The organism is Mariniflexile maritimum, from assembly GCF_009746565.1.
Lineage (GTDB): Bacteria > Bacteroidota > Bacteroidia > Flavobacteriales > Flavobacteriaceae > Mariniflexile > Mariniflexile maritimum.
Map to the genome: position 1 here is coordinate 79006 of NZ_WRPN01000005.1, position 21242 is coordinate 100247.

General features: G+C 39.5%; 13 protein-coding genes. 4 read left to right on the forward strand and 9 right to left on the reverse strand.

Going from position 1 to position 21242, the window contains the following annotated elements:
• The first annotated feature begins 15 nt into the window (after positions 1-15).
• From GQO80_RS08685 to GQO80_RS08700, 4 genes are all read left to right on the forward strand, one after another.
• Complete coding sequence (locus tag GQO80_RS08685) at positions 16-1893, forward strand: alpha-amylase family glycosyl hydrolase (protein WP_157207963.1); 1878 nt, start codon at positions 16-18, stop codon at positions 1891-1893.
• Positions 1894-3552 carry an alpha-amylase family glycosyl hydrolase gene (locus GQO80_RS08690; protein WP_157207964.1) on the forward strand — a complete coding sequence of 553 codons (1659 nt, stop codon included), beginning with the start codon at positions 1894-1896 and terminating at the stop codon, positions 3550-3552.
• An 83-nt stretch (positions 3553-3635) separates the two neighbouring features.
• The gene (locus GQO80_RS08695; RefSeq protein WP_157207965.1) at positions 3636-4766 is read left to right on the forward strand and encodes a glycoside hydrolase family 53 protein; all 1131 of its coding nucleotides are present in this window, start codon (positions 3636-3638) and stop codon (positions 4764-4766) included.
• Between the two features lie 43 nt (positions 4767-4809).
• Positions 4810-7233 (forward strand): DUF4982 domain-containing protein, encoded by a 2424-nt coding sequence (locus tag GQO80_RS08700; protein WP_157207966.1) that lies wholly within the window; start codon positions 4810-4812, stop codon positions 7231-7233.
• Here GQO80_RS08700 and GQO80_RS08705 read toward each other — a convergent pair whose 3' ends face one another.
• From GQO80_RS08705 to GQO80_RS08745, 9 genes are all read right to left on the reverse strand, one after another.
• Complete coding sequence (locus GQO80_RS08705; RefSeq protein WP_232333139.1) at positions 7234-8184, reverse strand: alpha/beta hydrolase; 951 nt, start codon at positions 8182-8184, stop codon at positions 7234-7236. It abuts the gene before it with no gap.
• Between the two features lie 7 nt (positions 8185-8191).
• Positions 8192-9007 carry a rhamnogalacturonan acetylesterase gene (locus tag GQO80_RS08710; RefSeq protein ID WP_157207968.1) on the reverse strand — a complete coding sequence of 272 codons (816 nt, stop codon included), beginning with the start codon at positions 9005-9007 and terminating at the stop codon, positions 8192-8194.
• Position 9008: 1 nt separating this feature from the next.
• Positions 9009-10706 carry a glycoside hydrolase family 28 protein gene (locus GQO80_RS08715; protein ID WP_157207969.1) on the reverse strand — a complete coding sequence of 566 codons (1698 nt, stop codon included), beginning with the start codon at positions 10704-10706 and terminating at the stop codon, positions 9009-9011.
• Positions 10707-10765: 59 nt separating this feature from the next.
• The gene (locus tag GQO80_RS08720; protein WP_157207970.1) at positions 10766-13396 is read right to left on the reverse strand and encodes a glycoside hydrolase family 3 C-terminal domain-containing protein; all 2631 of its coding nucleotides are present in this window, start codon (positions 13394-13396) and stop codon (positions 10766-10768) included.
• A gap of 38 nt (positions 13397-13434) precedes the next feature.
• Positions 13435-15057: a glycoside hydrolase family 43 protein gene (locus GQO80_RS08725; protein ID WP_157207971.1), complete on the reverse strand. Its 1623-nt coding sequence runs from the start codon at positions 15055-15057 to the stop codon at positions 13435-13437.
• A gap of 147 nt (positions 15058-15204) precedes the next feature.
• Positions 15205-16443, reverse strand: coding sequence for a glycoside hydrolase family 88/105 protein (locus tag GQO80_RS08730; RefSeq protein WP_157207972.1), 1239 nt, complete (start codon positions 16441-16443; stop codon positions 15205-15207).
• A 2-nt stretch (positions 16444-16445) separates the two neighbouring features.
• A complete protein-coding gene (locus GQO80_RS08735) occupies positions 16446-17438 on the reverse strand; it encodes a DUF4861 family protein (RefSeq protein WP_157207973.1) in 993 nt (330 codons plus the stop codon).
• Positions 17439-17456: 18 nt separating this feature from the next.
• Entirely contained in the window at positions 17457-18884 is a 1428-nt protein-coding gene (locus GQO80_RS08740; protein WP_157207974.1) for a glycoside hydrolase family 28 protein, read from the reverse strand.
• A 121-nt stretch (positions 18885-19005) separates the two neighbouring features.
• Positions 19006-21240 (reverse strand): pectinesterase family protein, encoded by a 2235-nt coding sequence (locus GQO80_RS08745; protein ID WP_157207975.1) that lies wholly within the window; start codon positions 21238-21240, stop codon positions 19006-19008.
• Positions 21241-21242 lie beyond the last annotated feature (2 nt).

The following is a 21242-nucleotide window of genomic DNA, read 5'->3' on the forward strand; positions in this document are numbered from 1 at the left end:
TTAAAGAATAGATGGATGCAAAATCAAACAACACTTTTTTCGTGCATTATCATATTGTTGCTTAGTAGTTGTAATAATAAAAAAAATAGTGCGCCATTGGAAGTAACGGTTATAGAAACACCTAAAAAACAAGTTGTTTATCAAGTGTTTACAAGGCTTTTTGGTAACACCAACACAACCAATAAACCTTGGGGAACCCTCGAGGAAAATGGTGTTGGCAAGTTCAACGATTTTACCGATAAAGCATTAAGGGAAATTAAGGATTTGGGCGTAACCCACATTTGGTACACCGGCGTGCCGCATCACGATGTGATTACAGATTATACCAAATTTGGAATTCAAAACGACGACCCCGATGTGGTAAAAGGGCGTGCAGGTTCACCCTACGCCGTTAAGGATTATTACAATGTTAACCCCGATTTGGCCGTTAACCCCGCAAACAGGTTGCAGGAATTTAAGGCCCTTATAGAAAGAACCCATAAAGCTGGTCTTCAAGTAATTATAGATATTGTGCCCAATCATGTAGCCAGAAATTATAAGAGCTTAAGCAAGCCAAAATATATTCAGGATTTTGGCGAAACAGATAACACCACGGTTGTTTACGATGTTAACAATAATTTTTATTATAACCCCGGTGAGGCATTTCAAGTGCCAGAAGGGTTGAGCGTTCACAAACCCTTAGGCGGAGACGCTCATTTGTTAAGCGACGGTCTTTTTGATGAAAATCCGGCAAAATGGACAGGAAATGGCTCGCGGGCTTCCAGACCCGATCTAAACGATTGGTACGAAACCGTAAAGATTAATTACGGGATTTCACCCGATGGAAAAAAGGATTTTAACGAGTTGCCCGATGGTTTTGAAAATGAAGGATATAAGGTGCATTTTGAGTTTTGGAAAGACAAAACAGTTCCTAATTCATGGGAAAAGTTTAGGGATATTGCCCTGTATTGGATTGATTTTGGGGTGGATGGTTTTCGTTACGACATGGCTGAAATGGTGCCCGTTGAGTTTTGGAGTTATATGAATTCCAGTATCAAAATGAAAAAACCAGAAGCTTTTTTAATGGCAGAAGTTTACAACCCGAGTTTATATAGAGATTATATTAAAAAAGGAAAAATGGACTATCTGTACGATAAAGTACAATTGTACGATACCATAAAGCACATCATGCAAGGTCATGGAAAAACCGATTATATCCCACCAATTCAAGATAATTTAAAAGATATCGAGCATCACATGTTGCATTTTTTGGAAAATCATGATGAGCAACGCATCGCTAGTCCGGAATTTGCAGGAAACGCCGAAAAAGGCAAACCGGCCATGGTGGTTTCGGCAACCATAAGCAGCTCGCCAACCATGATTTATTTTGGTCAGGAAGTGGGCGAACCGGGAGCTGAAGATGCGGGCTTTGGAAAACCCTCCAGAACCTCCATTTTCGATTATATTGGCGTGCCACATCTGCAACGGTGGGTTAATAATAAACAGTTTGATGGCGGACAATCTTCTGAATCTGAAAAATCACTTCGCGATTTTTATAAACGCTTATTAAATTTCACCATTAACAGTACTGCCTTAGCCCAGAACTATCAGGACATTCATTTATATAACAGGCAAAACACCGAAAATTATTCCGATAAAGTCCTGTCGTTTGTACGCTGGAGCGATGATGAAAAACTGATTATCGTTTCCAATTTTGATGCTTTAAATACCATGGAATTCAACTTGAAAATTCCCCAAGACCTAATTAAAACATGGAGTTTAACCGATGGAAATTATATAGCAAATGATGTTTTGTACCATCAATTTTCATCAAATCTCAACGTTGCAAATGCTTCGGGTGAATTGGCCATAACAATCAAACCCTTGGAATCGTTCATCTTAAAAATTCAATAAATGAGAAATGTTTTAATCCTTTTAGGGCTCGTATTATTTCTGTTCAATTGTAATGTTTCGCGGGTTTCAACTGCCAACAGCAATAAAAAAAAGCCATTCGTTTGGGAAGGTGCCAATCTTTATTTTTTATTGACCGACCGCTTTCATAATGGCGACCCTACCAACGATGTTAATTTTGGTAGAACTGCCGAAACAGGAAAACTCCGTGGGTTTGAAGGTGGCGACCTAAAAGGCATCACCCAAAAAATTGAGGCAGGCTATTTTACCAAACTAGGCATCAACGCCATTTGGATGACGCCCATTGTAGAGCAAATTCATGGAAGCATAGATGAAGGCACCGGTATAAGCTACGGTTTTCATGGCTATTGGACTAAAGACTGGACCGCTATCGACCCCAATTTTGGCACTAAGGACGATTTACACCAATTGGTTGAAGCAGCCCATAAAAAGGGCATTCGCATTCTTTTAGATGCAGTGGTAAACCACACTGGCCCCGTAACCGATAAAGACCCCGTTTGGCCAGAACGTTGGGTGCGCACAGGACCGCCATGCGACTATACCTCGTTTGCAAATACCACCGCATGTACCTTAATAAAAAACCTTCCGGATATTAAAACTGAAAGCAACGAAAACGTGGAATTACCGCCACAATTAATCGAAAAATGGAAAGCAGAAGGTCGCTATGAACAGGAAATTACCGAATTGGATGCCTTTTTTGCCAGAACAGGCTACCCACGTGCACCACGGTTTTACATTATAAAATGGTTAACCGATTATATAACCGAGTTTGGTATTGATGGCTATCGGGTAGATACGGTTAAACATACCGAGGCCTATGTGTGGCAGGAATTTAGAAAGGAATGTGATGTCGCTTTCGCGGAATATAAAAAAAACCATCCAGAAAAGGTTTTAGATGCCAACGGTTTTTATTTGGTGGGCGAGGTCTATAATTATGGCATTAGCACAGGACAGTATTTCGATTTTGGCGATATAAAAGTGAATTATTTTGACAAGGCGTTCAACAGTCTTATCAATTTTCAATTCAAATGGAATATGGCCCAGCAAGATGAAGAAACCGTGTTCAGGAATTATTCAAATTATCTGGCAACCGATTTAAAAGGTTTTGGAACACTCAATTACCTCTCATCGCATGATGATGGCGCTCCTTTTGACGCTGCCCGAAAGAAGCCTTATGAAACGGCCACCAAACTATTGCTCGCCCCCGGAACCTCGCAAATGTATTATGGCGATGAGTCGGCACGGTCATTAATTGTTGAAGGTACCGTAGGCGATGCAACCCTGCGCTCCAATATGAACTGGGAAGCCATTAAAAACAATCCAAAAACCAAAGCCATTTTAGCACATTGGCAAAAGCTGGGGCGGTTTCGGGCCAACCATCCTGCCGTGGGTGCGGGCATCCATAAAATGCTAACCCAAAACCCGTATGTGTTTTCAAGAAGTTTATCAACAGGAACTGAAACCGATTTGGTGCTTGTTGGTTTAAACCTTCCGAAAGGCGAGAAAACGCTTGAAGTTTCAAAAGTATTTAACGATGGCGACCTATTGCACGATGCCTATTCTAAAACTTCTGTGAAAGTAAAAAACGGCAAAATCACCTTGAATTCAGCTTTTGATATTGTACTTTTAGAGAGGAAATAAAAAAAGTACGCTCGATTAGTTTGTTTGCATGAATTTTGCGGCACAACAAAGTAGCAAATAGTTAAAAATTAACATCCTATCCTATGAAATTTTATAGCAATATCCTCTTTTTTGTCGCCCTAATTAATCTCTCGTCTTGCCAAAATGCCCCAGAGGCTCCAGACGAGCCCGAAAAGGAAATAGAAAAAGAAATTACATTCTATTATGGTGCAGACCTTTCGTATGTAAATGAAATGGAAGATTGTGGCGCAGTATATAAAAACAGTCAGGGCATTTCTGAAAATCCGTATAAAATAGTTGCCGATGCGGGTGCCAATTTGGTGCGCGTTCGGTTATGGAACAATCCTACGTGGACCAATTATTCAAACCTTTCAGATGTGAAAGAAACCATTTCCAAGGCAAAACAGCAAAAAATGAAAGTGCTTCTGGATTTTCACTATTCCGATACGTGGGCAGATCCATCAAACCAATTAATTCCGGCGGCATGGGAAAACCAAATAAACAACACGGAAGCATTAGGTGAATTACTGTACAACTACACTTTTAATACCCTTTCAGAATTAAAAAAAGAAGGTTTAACGCCTGATATTGTTCAAATTGGTAATGAAATAAACCCTATGATCTTACAGTCCAAAACCTTGGTTTGGCCTATAAATTGGACGCGGAACGCCTATTTAATTAACAAAGGTATTAGTGCGGTTAGAAATTTTTCAAATAAAGTAGCGGTGATGCTTCACATAGCCCAACCAGAAAACGGGTTGTGGTGGTTTGAACAGGCAACGGCAGCAGGTGTTACAGATTACGATTGGATTGGTTTATCATACTATCCCATTTGGTCGGAGTACAAGCTTAATAATGTGGCAACCCCTTTAAAAACCCTCATTACCACGTATAAAAAGCGCTTGATGATTGTTGAAACGGCGTACCCATTTACCCTTGAAAATGCCGATGCAGCCAATAATATTTTAGATGAAAAAGCCTTAATTTCTGGCTATCCGGCAACGCAACAGGGCCAATTGGATTATTTGAATGCATTAAAAACAAAGATTAAGGAAGCTGGTGGCGAAGGCTTGATTTATTGGGAGCCCGCTTGGGTTTCAACCCAATGCAGTACCTTGTGGGCACAGGGTTCGCACTGGGACAATGCCACTTTGTTCGACCATAATTACAAGCCTACCTTAGGCATGCAATTTTATAATGCCTCAAAAAACTAATTTTTTTTTTTTTTTTTTTTTTTTTGCTATTAATATGTTTAAAATGAAGTTATTGAATAAAATATTCTGCGTGTTTTTGGTGTTTTTCCAAACAACATTTTCACAAACCCGAACGGTTATGGAATTGGATAACCATTGGAAATTCCAAAAAGGAAATCCGGAACATGCTTTTGAGATGGATTTTAACGATTCTGCCTGGGAAACCGTTTCGGTACCCCATGATTGGGCCATATACGGCCCTTTTGATAAGGATATCGACAAACAAAGTGTTGCCATTGTACAAAATGGTGAAAAAGTAGCATCAGAAAAAACAGGACGTACCGGGGCGTTGCCCCATATAGGCACTGCTTGGTATCGAAATACGTTCTCGGTGCCTCAATTCTCAAGAGATAAAAAAATTATATTGCTTTTTGAAGGGGCCATGAGCGAACCTCAAGTGTATTTGAATGGCAATAAAGTAGGCGAGTGGGCTTATGGTTATAGCTATTTTTATTTTGATGTTACCGAATTTATTAAAAAGGGCGACAACATTTTGGCAGTGCAACTTACCAACAAACCCTTTGCGTCGCGTTGGTATCCTGGAGCTGGTTTGTATCGAAAAGTAAGCGTTATTGTTAAAAATCAGGAAAGTATCAACCAATGGGGTACCTTCATAACCACACCATTTATTAACCAGGAAGAAGCCAAAGTTAACATTAAAACCAGCGTTTCTGCTGAAAACGGTCGCTTGATAACCACTATTTTTGATGCTAGAGGTGTGCAAGTAAATTCAAACGAAACCACCATACAATTTGGCAATCAATTCGACCAAAACATAAAAGTTGCACATCCTAAACCCTGGAGTCCTGAAACGCCTTACCTATACAAAGCCGTTACTCAGTTATTCGTGGGCAATCAGTTAAAGGATGAGGTTACAACACGCTTTGGCATTCGGGATATAAAATACGAGCCCAATACAGGTTTTAGTTTAAATGGTACCATCACCAAGTTTAAGGGCGTTTGCCTACATCACGATTTAGGCCCTTTGGGAGCCGCCGTAAACAAGGCCGCCTTGCGCAGACAATTAACCATTTTAAAGGATATGGGCTGTAATGCCATTAGGAGCTCGCATAACATGCCTTCTTTAGAACAATTGGAGCTGTGTGACGAAATGGGATTTTTGTTTTTAGCTGAAAGTTTTGATGAATGGGCCAAACCAAAAGTTGAAAATGGCTATCATCGTTTTTTTGATGAATATGCCGAAAAAGACCTAGTGAATTTGGTTCATGCCACCAGAAACCATCCTTCAATTGTCATGTGGAGCTCTGGTAACGAAGTACCCGACCAATGGGGGGAAGCAGGCGTAAAGCGCGCCAAATGGTTGCAGGATATTTTTCATAGGGAAGACCCAACACGCCCTGTAACCGTTGGTATGGATCAAGTAAAGGCCACTATGGAATCTGGTTTTGGTGCCTTGTTGGATGTGCCCGGGTTAAATTACCGCGTGCATTTGTATGAAGAAGCTTTCAATAAATTTCCGCAAGGATTTATTTTAGGGTCTGAAACCGCTTCGACCGTAAGTTCGCGTGGTGTTTATAAATTTCCTGTGGTGCAGGAAAAAATGAAACAGTATGACGATTTGCAATGTTCATCCTACGATTTGGAAGCTTGCAGTTGGTCCAATGTTCCCGATGAGGATTTTGTGTTGCAAGATGACAAGCCTTGGGTAATGGGCGAATTTGTTTGGACGGGTTTCGATTATTTAGGCGAACCAACCCCGTATGACGAGCGTTGGCCCTCGCGAAGTTCGTATTTTGGTATTTCCGATTTGGCAGGACTTCCCAAAGACCGATTTTATTTGTACCGAAGCCGATGGAACACTACCTATGAAACCTTACACATCCTGCCCCATTGGAACTGGGAAGGGCGTGAAGGCAAAACAACACCCATTTTTGTTTACACCAACTATGAAAGTGCAGAACTTTTTGTAAATGGAAAAAGCATGGGCGTTCAAAAGAAAAATAATACCACACCACAAAACCGCTATCGATTGATGTGGATGGACGTAAAATACGAGCCTGGTACCGTAAAAGTTGTGGCGTTTAACAAAAACGGACAACCCGTTGCCGAAAAAGAACTGAAAACAGCGGGCAAGCCGTATAAAATTGTGTTAGCACCAGATAGGGAAGTAGTACAGGCCAATGGTGATGATTTAAGTTTTGTAACGGTTTCTGTGGTTGATAAAAACGGAATCCCGTGCCCAACGGCTACCAACCAATTAAAATTTAAAGTTACCGGAAATGGGAGTTTTAGGGCTGCTTGCAACGGTGATGCAACCTCGTTGGAACTTTTTCATAAACCAACCATGAAATTGTTTAGCGGAAAACTGGTGGTTTTAGTGCAATCATCAAATAATGCAGGTACGATTAATCTAGCCGTTTCAGGGGATGGATTAAAAACAGGAAAAGTTTCTTTAAAATCGGAATAGTTAGTTGTTGGTTTTAAGTACTTTATCTAAAAAATTTACGGTATCGTTTAACGTGGTTTCAAACCAAGGATGCACCAGCCAAAAGGAATGTGGGCTATTGGGTATGGTATGCACTTCATTATAAATATGGTGCTTATTTAAAATAGTCACCATGTCATCGCGTCCCGCATGAAAACGGGGTTGTGCACTATTTATAAATAGCGTAGGAGGGTTGTGCTCATCCACATATTCCAAAGGCGAGGCTTCTTTCCAGTTGTTCCAGTTTGTTTCTTTTGAACCATTTAGCCATATACTTGACATTTTGCCTTCTGAAGAAGCTTCCGGATGAATGAAGGATACGATGCCATCAATATTAACGATAGCTTGTACTGCATCAGATATTTTCGTATTGGGTTCGTATAATGGTGAATTGGGCGTAACACCAAGCAAGGTAGCTAATTGCGCACCCGCTGAGGCTCCCAAAACGGCTATTTTATCAGGATTTATGTGGTATTTTTTGGCATGTTTGCGCACCCATCTAACAGCATCCTTTAAATCGATAATCCCCGCAGGATAAGGTGCTTCAAGTCCTAATCGGTAAGCCACTGAAATACCTACATACCCATTTAACGCTAAATGTTGTGCCATAACACGTTGGTTTTCCTTGCTACCCACTAACCAACCACCTCCATGGATCAATAAAACGGCAGGATGGGTTGATTTAACTTCACTTTTTGGATAATACACATCCAATTTTAGTTTTGATGTTGTTGTTTTTTTGTAGATAATGTTTTCGATACCTTTAATTTTATCTGAAATTAAAGGTTGAATAGGTGAGATAAACGGATACTCTTTTTTTAGTTTTTGGTAAGTTAGTTCTATGGTATAGGGCGGAAATGTTGGTTTTTCTTGTGAAAAGAGGAGATTTCCAGAAAAGAACAATAGGGCGTAAAAACTTAGAAAAAACTTCATTTTCATCTTAATTTTTAATTTCGTTATTTAGTTCTTGCAATCCTTCAAATACCAGTTTTGCCACTTCAATAGCTCCTTTTGGTTGAAAATGGGTATTGTCTTTTTGCCCATTTGGGTAGGCTTCATATACATTTTCTGGGAGATTCATAAAATAATTTTCGGTAACAAATGGTTCGCCTTTTTTGGTAAAAAAGTCTCTCGATTTTTTGTTTAAGTCTATTAATAATACCTTTAATTCTTTTGCTACATCTTTGGGAGCCTGGTCATATTCGCCATGTACATCGTTTAAAACGCCTTCTTTCCATGGAAAATTTCTGGCAACGGGCGTTAAAATAATGGGAATAGCGCCTTTTTCCCGGGTTTGGCTCACAAAGAGCCTTAAAAATTCTTTGTAGCCTTCCACATCTACATACCGTTCTGTTTTTTCTTTTGCGGCATCGTTATGGCCAAATTGCATGATAACGATGTCGTTCTTTTTAAGGTTTTCATAAACCGAACGCCAACGTCCTTCCTGAAAAAACGTGCGGGTGCTGCGGCCGCCTCTTGCCCTATCATCTACCAAAGCGACATTGGTTTTTATAAGGTTTTTCACTTTGAACAAACTATCGGAAACCAAAAATTGCTGGAAAACTTGCCCCCAACCTGTAACTGGGTGTCTGGTTTTCATATAATCTTTTCCCTCTTCATAATTATTTGCATAATCGGCCATGGTAGAATCGCCAATTAAATAAACTGTGGTTGTTTTTTGCTGATTACTGAAAGCCATTATTACGATACAAACGAGTAGGCCAAATAACGGCATTGATTTTTTTAATAGTTTCATGTTATTTTAAATTTATGGTTTTATTTGAGACCTCTTTTCCGGTTTGGATTTGTTCCTTTTCATTTGCAACGTCCTTTTTATCAAATTGGATGTTGCTGCTTTTGGAGCCTAAAACCTTGATGGCAGATTGGCTTTCGTTAAATTTAAAGTTGCTTATTTTAATGTTTTTACTGTTATAAATGGTCAATGCAAAATCATTTGAAGCTTTTATGGTTACGTTCAATAGTGTCAACCCATCGGCATCAATGGCCGTTATGCCTTTTTTGGTTTCGAAAACCGAATTTTCCAACGATACATTGTGTAAATTCATTTCGGGCAAACCCATAAAGAATGCTGCCGTTTCAGAATCTGCCACGTTAATATTTTTCATAAATATGTTTTTAAACGAAGGCGTTTCTTCTGTAACTTCAACCATTTTTTCATCACGTTTTTCATCATTTGCATTTTGGTCTTCTTCTAAAACTGGCGCATTTCCTTCGTAAAACATATTGAAACGTATGGCTTCTGTTGGAATGTGTACCATATCGATATTGGAAATATAAATATTTTCCACAATGCCACCACGCCCTCTCGTGCTTTTAAACCTTAACCCAACATCGGTGCCTATAAAGGTGCAATTTGAAATATGCACGTTTTTAACACCGCCCGACATTTCGCTACCAATTACAAAACCGCCATGGGCATGATACACGGTGTTGTTTTTTACAATAACGTTTTCGGTAGGCATGCCGCGAACCCTACCATCTTTATCTTTGCCAGATTTGAAGCAAATGGCATCATCGCCCACATCGAAGGTATTGTTATATATTAAAGCATTTTTGCACGATTCCAAATCCAATCCATCGCCGTTTTGCGAATACCAAGGGTTTCTAACATGAATGTTTCTAATAATGATGTCTTCACTCATTAAAGGGTGGATGTTCCATGCGGGCGAATTTTGAAAGGTAGGGCCGTCTAAAAGGATGCGTTTGCTGTTTACGATGCTAACCATAACGGGGCGTAAAAAATCCTTGACCGATTGTAGTTCGTCTTCGGTTATTAAATCGGGTACGTTAAAATTGGTACTGCTCTCATAGCCTTTTTTTGAACCTTCGGAAGGAAACCATATTTTGCCGTCTTTTGAAAGCACACCGCCCGATTGAACAAGGGTTTTCCATTGGCCGTCGGTCATTTTGCTTTTCTTTACAGGTCGCCACGCATCACCACTGCCATCAATAATGCCGGTGCCCGTTATGGCAATGTTTTCTACGTTGTTGGCGTTGATGGGCGAGAGGCATCGTACGGTATTCAACCCTTCAAAGCTGGTTTTTATAAGCGGATAATCATTAAAATCATCACTAAAAATCAGTAAGGCGCCCGCTTCCAAATGAAGGTTTATATGGCTTTTGAAGGTTATTGGTCCCGTTAGCCAGATTCCACGAGGTACGGTAATTTGGCCGCCACCTTTTGCATTTACAGCAGTTATGGCTTTTGAAAAGGCATCGGTATTTTTTACCAAACCACCCTTTACTGCTCCAAAATCGACAATACTCACTTGGTAATCTGGGAAACTGGTTGTTTTAACTTTAGGCATTGCAAATTCGATGCTTTCGTAAATGCTTTCCTCTGTATATAATGCCACTTTTTGCGCACTTAAAATATTGAAAAACGAAAATACGAGTAGCGCTAATGTGACTTGAATTGTTGAATATTTTTCCATTTTATGTTGAAATTTTAAGTGATTTGATTTTGATATAACCCATAAACGCCCGTTCATTGTTAAAACGCTATAAGTTTTGTATTGCCTATAACCTTGATACGTTTGGAAATAAATTTGGTTGAATTTTTATGGTCTTTATTTGTTACATTAGGTTGTTCCCCTCCAACATACATGGTAAACCAACCAGGTTCTATTGCCAACTCATTTTTATTGTTAATGAGGGAAAGTTGTCTGGGTTGAATGGTAAACTGGATTTCCTTTTGTTCTCCTTTTTTAAAATGAACTCTTTTAAAACCAATTAATTGATGATTAGGTCTTGGAGTTGAAGCTTTTTCATCTTTAAGATAAAGTTCAATTACTTCATCGCCATCCCAATCGCCTATGTTAGAAACGGTTACAGAAACTGTAATGGGTTTGTTAATCGCTATTTTGGAAGGGATTTTGAAATTAGTATAACTAAATTTGGTGTAACTTAAACCGAAACCAAATGGGAATAAGGGCTCTTGATTAAAATAGCGATAGGTTCTGCCTTTCATGTTATAGTCTTCAAAAGGAGGTAACTGATCGATGGATTTGTAATATGTTATTGGTAATCTTCCGGCAGGATTATAATCACCAAACAAAACGTCGGCAACGGCATTTCCACCCTGTTGTCCGGGATACCCAGCAGATACTATTGCAGGCAAGTGACCTGCTGCCCAATTAATAGCCAAAGCGCCGCCATTAACCAACACCAACACCACGGGTTTGCCTGTGGCCGCTATGGCTTTCATGAGGTTTTCCTGTGTTTTTGGCAAATCTAATTTTGTACGATCCCCTCTTTCAAACCCTTCAACTTTAATACGCATTTCTTCACCTTCAAGACGCTCATTTAAGCCTAATGCCAAAATTACAATATCTGCTTTTTTGGCTAGTTCAAGAGCATGTTCTTCTTGGTTTTCTTTAGGGGTGCTCCACAACATTTTGGCGGTTGCATCACCATAGTTGTTGTTGTACTTTATTTCAATTTTATAGGGCTTACCAGCTTCTAATTCAATTTCTTTTGGGTTTATGGAGGCATGATGCGTGTGTTTTCCCCCTCCTTTTGTTTCTTCAATTGCAAATTCCATAAATGGTTTTCCCCAGTCGCTAAAGGCATAGGTACCCGTTTTAGGTGGAATTAAATACCCCGTCCATTTTATTGAATAATTGCCCATGGTTAAACGAGGATCGGGGGTGTTCATGTCCCATTGAAAATTAATATCATCGTCAATTCTTTCAAATAGCGGTGTTCCTTCCCAATTTGTATTATTATAGTATTGGCCAGTTAAACCTTGAAGATTGTTCATACTTCGCAGATATATGGAAGGAATAGTTTCCATGGTAGGAATCCCTTCAGCTATTAAACAACCTTCTGAATACAATACCTCAACTTTTGGACTTAATTTGTTTTTTATTCCTTGTAAAATAGTAACTGGATTACTAGGAATACCGCTATAATTGCCCCATAATGATTGTATATTATCAGCGTTTGGGCCAATAACCGCTATTGTTTTGATATCTTTTGAAAGTGGTAAAAGGTTATTTTCATTTTTTAACAACACCATGCTTTCTTGGGCAGCTTTTCTGGCCAAGTGGGAATGGGATGAATTATCATTAACCGAAAAAGGTATTTTTGCATAAGGTACTTTCTCTGGATTATCAAACATTCCTAATTTTATGCGGGCCAGAAAGAGTCGTTTTATTGCTATATTCAAATCATTTTCAGTTATTAAACCTTCTTTAATTGCTTCATTTAAAAACTGATATGAACTTCCGCAATTAAGGTCGCACCCTGTTTTTAAGGCTAGGGCCGAAGCAGACGGCGCGTTGCTGGTTAATTTGTGGGTTTTCCAGATATCCGCTATGGCTCCGCAATCGGAAACAACGTAACCGTCAAACCCCCATTTGTTCCTTAAAATATCATATAATTCATTGCTTGCACTGGCCGCTTTGCCATTAACACGATTGTAGGCAGTCATTACCGAATGTACTTTCCCTTCTTTAACCAACGTACGAAATGCGGGCAAGTAGGTTTCCCAAAGGTCTTGCTTGCTTATTGATGCGTTAAACTCGTGGCGTAAATATTCTGGTCCAGAATGTACCGCAAAATGTTTTGCTGTGGCCACGGTTTTTAAGTAAGTAGGGTCGTTTCCTTGTAAGCCCTTTACAAATTGCAGGCCTAATTGGCTGGTTAAAAAGGGATCTTCACCATAGGTTTCGTGTCCGCGACCCCATCGAGGATCCCGGGCAATATTAATGTTGGGCGACCATAATGTAAGCCCTTGATAGATATCATGTTGGCCCCGTTTTAGATACTCATGATGTTTGGCCCTTGCTTCATCTGAAATTACGGATGCGACTTGGTATAACAAATCGGTGTTCCAAGAAGCTGCAATAGTAATAGATTGGGGAAAAACGGTAGCATAACCAGATCTTGCTACACCATGTAATGCTTCATTCCACCAATTATATTTGGGAATATCCAAACGATCGATTGCTGGAGCATCAGACATGAGTTGCTCTATTTTTTCTTGTATTGTTAAACGTGAAATCAAATCGTTAACCCGCACTTCTGGAGATAACTCTGAATTTTTAAAAAGAAATACGTTTTGAGCGTTGATAATTGCAAAAGCAAATAAAAAAAATAAGAGAAAACGGCCTTTTTTCATTGGATTATTGTTGAGATTATTTGTTTTGAATATCAATTTTACTTTGAAATTTTAAAATATTCAACATCGGCATAACCGCCACGTTTGGCTTCTTGGGTGCTTACGCTGAAGAGGCCTACCTTGGCTCCAATCCATTTTCCGGGTTGCGCTTTAAAGGGTTTGCCTATTTTTTTGAAATTTTTACCGTTTTCAGAAAAACTAAATTGGCAAATGGCATCTGGTGCCGATACTTCAACCTTAAAATAAGCACTATTATTTTTTAAGCGGGTTTCTTCATTTACTTTTTCTTCAGCACCATCAATAGCTTTAATAGCTTCGGTTTGTTTGATGGAAAAGCCATTTTCATCATGCGATATGCATAACGTGGCATAGTCCATGCCCATAATAATTAAACCTGCCGTTTTGCCACTTTTGGCTTCTTCTGGAACTAATGTTATTTTGGTAGTTGCCGAAAAATGGGGTGCCGGAAATTTTTGAAGCAATAGGTTTGGAACCATCCAAAGGTTTTCGGTATCTGCAACCGATTTGATGGAGAACAATCGTAAATAATCATTTCCGGGCAATTTGGCGTGCCATACCACATTGTTGTTAGCGTTCCATTGCCATTGAAGCCCTATATTAAAACCATCGAAATTATCGGTTTCTGCAGGTGTTTCTATGGGGAATGTTTTGCCAACGTTTGGTTTTTTGTGTGCGTTTACAGGTTCGCCAATACCGTTTTTATCGAAATCTTGCCCCATAACCGGCCAGTCGTTTTTCCAATACATAGGTTGTAGGTGCACTATACGACCATAGGCTTCTACATCCTGAAAATGGTAAAACCACGATTCGCCACTTGGTGTTTCTACCCAAGCCCCTTGGTGTGGGCCGTTAATTTTTGTGCTACCTTGTTCTAAAACCACTTTTCTTTCATAAGGGCCATAAACATTTTTAGACCTTAAAACCACTTGCCAACCTGTTGCAACGCCACCAGCAGGCGCAAAAATATAGTAATAGCCATTGCGTTTGTAAAATTTTGAGCCTTCAATTGTGTCGTCTATGTTATGGCCATCATATACATGAATTCCTGGGTCTAAAACCTTGGTACCTTCAGTATTCATTTTATTAACGGACAATAAACTTTTTACGCCTGCGCGACTTCCTGCGTAGGCATGAACCAAATACACATCGCCATTATCATCAAAAAGCGGACAAGCATCAATGAGTCCTTTGCCTTCCATAACTAGTATGGGGTCTTCCCATGTTCCGAAAGGGTCTTTTGTTTTCACCATGTAAACGCCAAAATCGGGGTCGCCCCAATAAATATAGATTTCATTATTGTGATAGCGGATACTGGGTGCCCAAACACCATTGCCATGTTGCGGCACATTAAAGGTTTCAATGGGTATTTGAAGCGGTAAAGCATGGTTTATCAACTTCCAGTTTACCATATCTTTTGAATGGAGGATTGGTAAGCCGGGAGCTGCGTTAAAGCTAGAGGCCGTCATAAAATAATCGTCGCCTACGCGCACCACATCGGGATCTGAATAATCGGCGTAAATAATGGGGTTTTTGTAGGTGCCATCTCCGTTATCGGCAACCCAAACCTCTGAAAGATATGGTTTTTGTGCGCATAAAATAGACGCGTAAAACAATAAAACCGTAGCTGAAAATGTTCTCATATTTTTTGTTTTTTTTTGCGTTAGGGATAGTAGTGGAAAGCCCACAGCTACCCAGTTTTTTCAGGGTAGCAAGGACTTGCAACGTATAGCCCGACCCAGTTACTGAAACAAGTTCAGGATAAAGGTAACGCCCAAATTGATATTGTTTTATTTATTTAACTCCAGACTTGCCATAATGAACGGGCCGGTGCCTTTGGGGTCGTTGGAGCGAATGGTTTCGTTGATGTAATATTCATAGGATCCATCACGATAAGGATTTCCGCCCAAACCTGCCACGGCACAACATTTGTTGAGGTTTACAATGCCGTTTTCGTCAACAGTGATTAGGTTTTTTATTATACCATCATATCCTTTTTTAGCACTATCTAAATATTTTTTTGGCAAATAGCCTTTACGAACCCCTTTGGCAAAGGTATAAACAAACATAGCACTGCCAGTGGCTTCTAAATAGTTACCCTCTCTGTTGCCTTGGTCTAGCACTTGCCACCATAAACCAGAAGCGTCCTGTACTTTGGTAATGGCCTCGGCATATTGGTTTAGGTAGGTTATGATACGTTCGCGACCTGGGTGGTTTTCTGGTAAAAAATCCAATACATCTACCATGGCCATACCGTACCAACCCATGCCCCGCGACCAGAAATGCTGCGAATTGCCGGTTTTTTTATTGGCCCATTGTTGTTCTTTGCTTTCGTCCCATCCGTGGTACAGAAGTCCGGATTTTTCGTCGCGACTGTGTTTTTGGATTAGGTCGAATTGCAACACAACATCGTTGAATATTTTTTGTTTTGTGGCTTCATCTTTAATATATTCCTTTGCATAACGCGTGTGAAAAGGTTCTGCCATGTACAGGCCATCCAACCACATTTGCCATGGATATATTTTTTTATGCCAGTAGCCGCCATCGGATGTTTTGGGTTGTGTTTCCATTTGGTTATCCAAGGTTTCCATGGCCTTTAAAAAGCGTTCTTCTTTGGTTTTTGGATATAAGTACAGTAATACATCGCCCGATTTTATCATGTCGAGGTTATGGTTATCAAATTTGTAGGTTTTTATGCTGCCGCTACTATCTATTAATTCGTTGGCATAAGCATAGATATAGTCGTATATTTTTTGGTTGTTGGTTGCTTCAAAAACCCTTATAGCGGCCGATAATACCAACCCATTGGTGTAGCTCCAACGGGGTTTGTCAACAAAATCGAGTTTAGAGGCTTCAGGAAAACGTTCAATTTCAGAAAGCATCATGCGTTCCGACCATTTTAGGTTTTCAGGCACAATTTTTTGTGCGGTAGTGTTTTCTAAATTATTAATTTTTGAATTTTTACAGGCAGTAGCAAAAAGTACGATAGCAATGGCAAAAAGCGCCATAAGTGTGGTTGTTCTTTTCATTCTTATTTATTTAAAGTATCGGTTTGTTCCAGTATATCTAATTTTTTGTTCAAATCTTGTAAAAAAGCTTCCTTCGTTTTTATACCGTTCGGTTCCTGTTCCCAAGCGCCTAAAAAGTAATAGGTTAGGGATTTTGTTGTTGGTTTAAAAACCACCAAAAGGTCGTCAATGCCTGTTTTTTGTTCGGCTACTTCATCTAAATTATAAAAAAGGGCCATTCCCAGATTATCTGGAGGGCTTGCTAATGTTTGCGTACCATGAGTAGCGATATATGCCCATTTTTTACCTTCTTTTTTAATTAACGGTATTTCCTTGAACTTAACAATACCAGTACAAATTCCTTTAATTTCTTTGGAAGGCGTCAATACTGCTTTCGTAAAACGATCGTGTTGAAAGATGGTGAGTTTAGAGGTTAAATTGATGGTTTCGTTTCCTGTTTTCCAACCTTCATAAGAAATATTAACCGAAGCATTGGTTTTGGTGTTTTCAATTTTAACAAAGGTATTTTTTACACTTTGGAAATGCGCAACCGTATCATTTACAAGCCTTCCGTAACCACCAATACCCATTGATTTTCCTGCTTTTAGAATGTCCTGTCCCCAAGCGGCCGGTTCGTGGTACGAATCAAAACCATCTTGCCCAACGTAAGGCAATATCAACGAATCTACTTTTTTGCCGTAAATGTCGATGGCATTTCTCCAATCTAAATAAATGCGATAGCCAATTTGGTTGTTTTCCCAACCGGGGCCTTCATAGCGAATGTACCAAGAATGGTCGGTATGTTCCTTTGGAACCTGAAGCGCGCTTATGTTTTTAAAAGAAGTCCCAGCATTATATTCTTTATGCCCTCTGGGGCCATCCACCCATGTGCCACCTTGCGCAATGGAAAGTTCGGCATACGTTTTTAAATTGGTATCCAATTTTCCGCTAGCTTGATTTGATTTGCATGAAAACAAGCCTAAAAAGACCAGTGATAGAATTGCTATTTTTTTCATATTGAAAACTTTATAATTTTAATATTTTTTACCGTTAATGGTTGTGTTGTTGAAAATGATTGGTTCTGAATTTTCTACCGATAAATCCGTTTCAGCGTTTTTAATATGAACGTTTGTAAGCGTTACATTTTTTACAAAACTTTCTGGCCTTCCTTTTATGAGCACTCCGTACTTACCGCCGTTTTCAACCTTAATATTTTCCAAATGAATGTTTTTTACTACGGGCATAAAGTTGCCTTCCTGTGGGCCATAGATGGCGTAATACATGTTAATTCTTAAAACGGCTTCTTTAACTTGGCCTACTTCAATATTTCTTACATACACGTTTTCTACAAAACCGCCGCGTAAGGTATTGGTTTTTATGCGAATGGCGCGATCCAATTCTGGACTGTTCATTTTGCAATTTCTAACAAACACATTCCTTACGCCCGCCGAAATTTCACTGCCCATAACCACGCCACCATGGCCATCTTTCATGTTGCAATTTTCAACAACAATATTTTCACTGGGGATGTTAACGCGCCTTCCATCGTTATTTCTGCCCGATTTTATGGCAATACAATCATCACCGGTATCAAAAGTACAATTATTTATATGCACGTTTTTAGAATATTCGGGGTCGCAACCATCGTTATTGGGGCCATGGCTACTCACGGTAACGCCTTCAACTCTCACATAATTACATTTAATGGGGTGAATGACCCAAAACGGTGCGTTGTTAAACGTAACGCCTTCTATCAATACATTTTCACATTCAAAAGGTTGGATAAATAAGGGGCGCAATTGGTGCCCTTCACCAAAAATACGTTCAGAAACGGGCGTGTTGTTTTCTGCCATTTCCCATAATCGTGGTAAGTTATGCGCATCTTTTTGTTGGGGCATCTCTTTTAAATGTCCGTATCGTTCGGCACCGCACCATGGCCACCAATTGGTATTACTGGCTTGACCGTTAAAGGTGCCTTTGCCAGTTACAGCGATGTTGTTTTGCTTGTAGGCATAAATAAGCGGCGAGTAGTTCATTAATTCTTGTCCTTCATACGAGGTATGGACAACAGGTAAATAATCTTTACTGTTTTTTGAGAACAATACTTCAGCACCTTCCTCTAAATGAAGATTAATGTTGCTTTTTAAATGAATGGGGCCTGTTAAGAAGCGGCCAGAAGGAATTAGCACTTTTCCGCCACCCGCTTCACTACAAGTTGCAATGGCCTTTTTAATGGCTTCGCTATTGTTTGTTTCACCGTCTGCTATGGCGCCAAAATCTAAGATATTGAAGGTATTATCAGGAAATTCCAAAACCTTGATGCTATTGATGATTTTATCGGCTTCATTAAACACATCGGTTTTTGTTTTATCTTTTTCATTGATTTTACAAGAACTCAATATTATTGAAACAAGCCATACGCATACCAAGGCATACCAAGATGAAATTTTAGGGATATTCATGATTTTATAATTAAATGTAATCGATTGTATAAAAATAGTGAAGTAGAAATTGATGGCATAATTTATTGGGTGAATTGTGGGTAATTTAATAGAATTTAACACAAATAACGAATAGAAAAGTTTAGAAAGTTGGCACCCAATTATCAGAACCTTTTAAAACATTTTCAAGACTAAAGTTTTCGGTGTCTTTTTTTGATAATTTTTTAGCCCATTCCACTCTGTTTTTTGAAGCTCCTGGCCCCGATGAGTTATATTCTGCGTAAAATGTGGTTTGTTGTGCATGGGGCTTGTTCCAATTGTGCCACCCTTCCGGTTTTATATGTTGGTCCATGTAGCAATCTATCCATACTGTTTTTGCATAATCGCGCCAGGGCCTGCCAAGGTAAAAGGTGTTTTTTTCTGCGTTTCCTGTGAGTTTGCAGTTTTTAAAAACAAAACCGTAAGCGGCATCTTTATTTGTTGAAGCCGCAGTAATGTAACCTGCGTTTTTACAATATATCTCACAGTTTTCAAAAAAGGCGGTGGACCATCCAAAAATAAAATCGACCGTACCTTCAATGTAGCAATCTAAAAAATATTGCCTGCTTTTTTCACCGTGAAGGTAGAGCGTGTCTTGATTTCCCAAAAACCTACAATTTTGAAAAATAACCTTATCACCGTCAATCCTAACCGCTACGGCTTGCCCAATGGGACCTGCACTATTTTCGAACGTGATATTCTTTGCCTTAAAACCATCACCAAAAACAAAGAAGGATGTGGAGCCCGTTGTACCCATTTCTTCTCCAAAACGGTTGTGTTTTTGGGCAAAATCGTCATAGGTTAAAATGGTTTCTTTGGTGCTTTCGCCAATAAAGGTAACATTGGTTTTGGATGCAGGAAGCACCAATTTTTCTTTGTAAACACCTTTTTTTATATAGATTTTAGTTTCATTTTTTCTGAAATCGGGAATGGCATCAATGGCTTCTTGAACCGTAAGGAAATCGCCAGAACCTTTGCAATCGACAATAAAGTTGAAATCTTCACCATGAATCATTTTTTTATGGTTCACATTTGTAAGTGCGTTGGAATATACTTCAATGTTGGTGAAATTTTGGTCTAAGGAATTTTGGTTGGCATCATGTAGTTTAGGGTTTAATTTATTTTGAAGTTCCCAATCATCGGGCATGCCATCTTCGTCAGCATCGTCCTTAACTTTTTCCGATTTCAAACTAGGCCATCCACCTACGTTTTCTTGGGAGTCTATTATGCCATTTTTATAATTGGCGCTCCCTTCCCGTGTGTTGTGTACAATTCTGGCATCGACCGCATCCCTAAATATACTTGCGCCCGCTTGTTTTAAAACGGTTTCGTATGCTTCAATGGCACTTTCGGTTTTTACGGTTTCTGTTATGCTTATTTCATCGTTCAATTTTGTAATTTCTGGGTTTTCACATTGAACGCCTCCATCCCAGTTGTTATTGGTAATCTTTTCAAAACCATGTACATAATTTCCATTCACATAAAATTTCCCATAAGGTTCTGAAGGGCTTACAATACGGTTTAACTTCGATGAGGTTGTTGCAGGGCCTGCCTTAAAATAGTTGTTTACCATATTATAGCTGCCTTTTTCTCCACCATAGATACTGTTTTCGCCCCAGTTATAAACCACGTTGTTTCTAAAATCCACAAACTCGTTTTCTGAATTTTCGGTGGTTGAAGAACCGCTAAACCTGGGATTTCGGCTATTGTTGCTGGCTATTAAATTATGATGGAACGATGCATTAACGCCGCCCCAAATGCCCCCATAACCATGGGCACCTTTACTGTGCACCGAATTGTTCAGGGCTTCGGCGATGATGCACCATTGCAAGGTGAAATTCTTGTTGTTGTAAAACGAAGCGTTTTCATCGGTGGCCCAACTTATGGAGCAGTGGTCTATAATCACGTTATTGGTGTTCCGGCAACCCAACGCATCACCTTCAACCTTATGAACATCGCCCATTCTAAACCGTAGATAGCGCACAATAACATTATCGGCTTTTATGGTAAAAGGGTAGCCTTTTATGGTTATGCCCCCGCCAGGTGCCGTTTGGCCTAAAATGGTTAAATCGCCTTTATTTACATCGAGGTTTTTTTGAAGTTCGATGGTTCCAGAAACGGCAAATACAATGGTACGGGCGCCATTTTTTACAATGCCTTTTCTTAAACTGCCTTCGCCATCATCGTTCAAATTGGTTACCGTATAAACCGTTCCTCCTCGGCCACCACTTGCATATCTGCCAAAACCTTCGGCTTCGGGAAATGCCAATTGTTGCGTGTGGGCGGTGAGGGACAGAAATAATAAAAAGGCTTTTAAAAATGTGATTTTTTTTACCATAG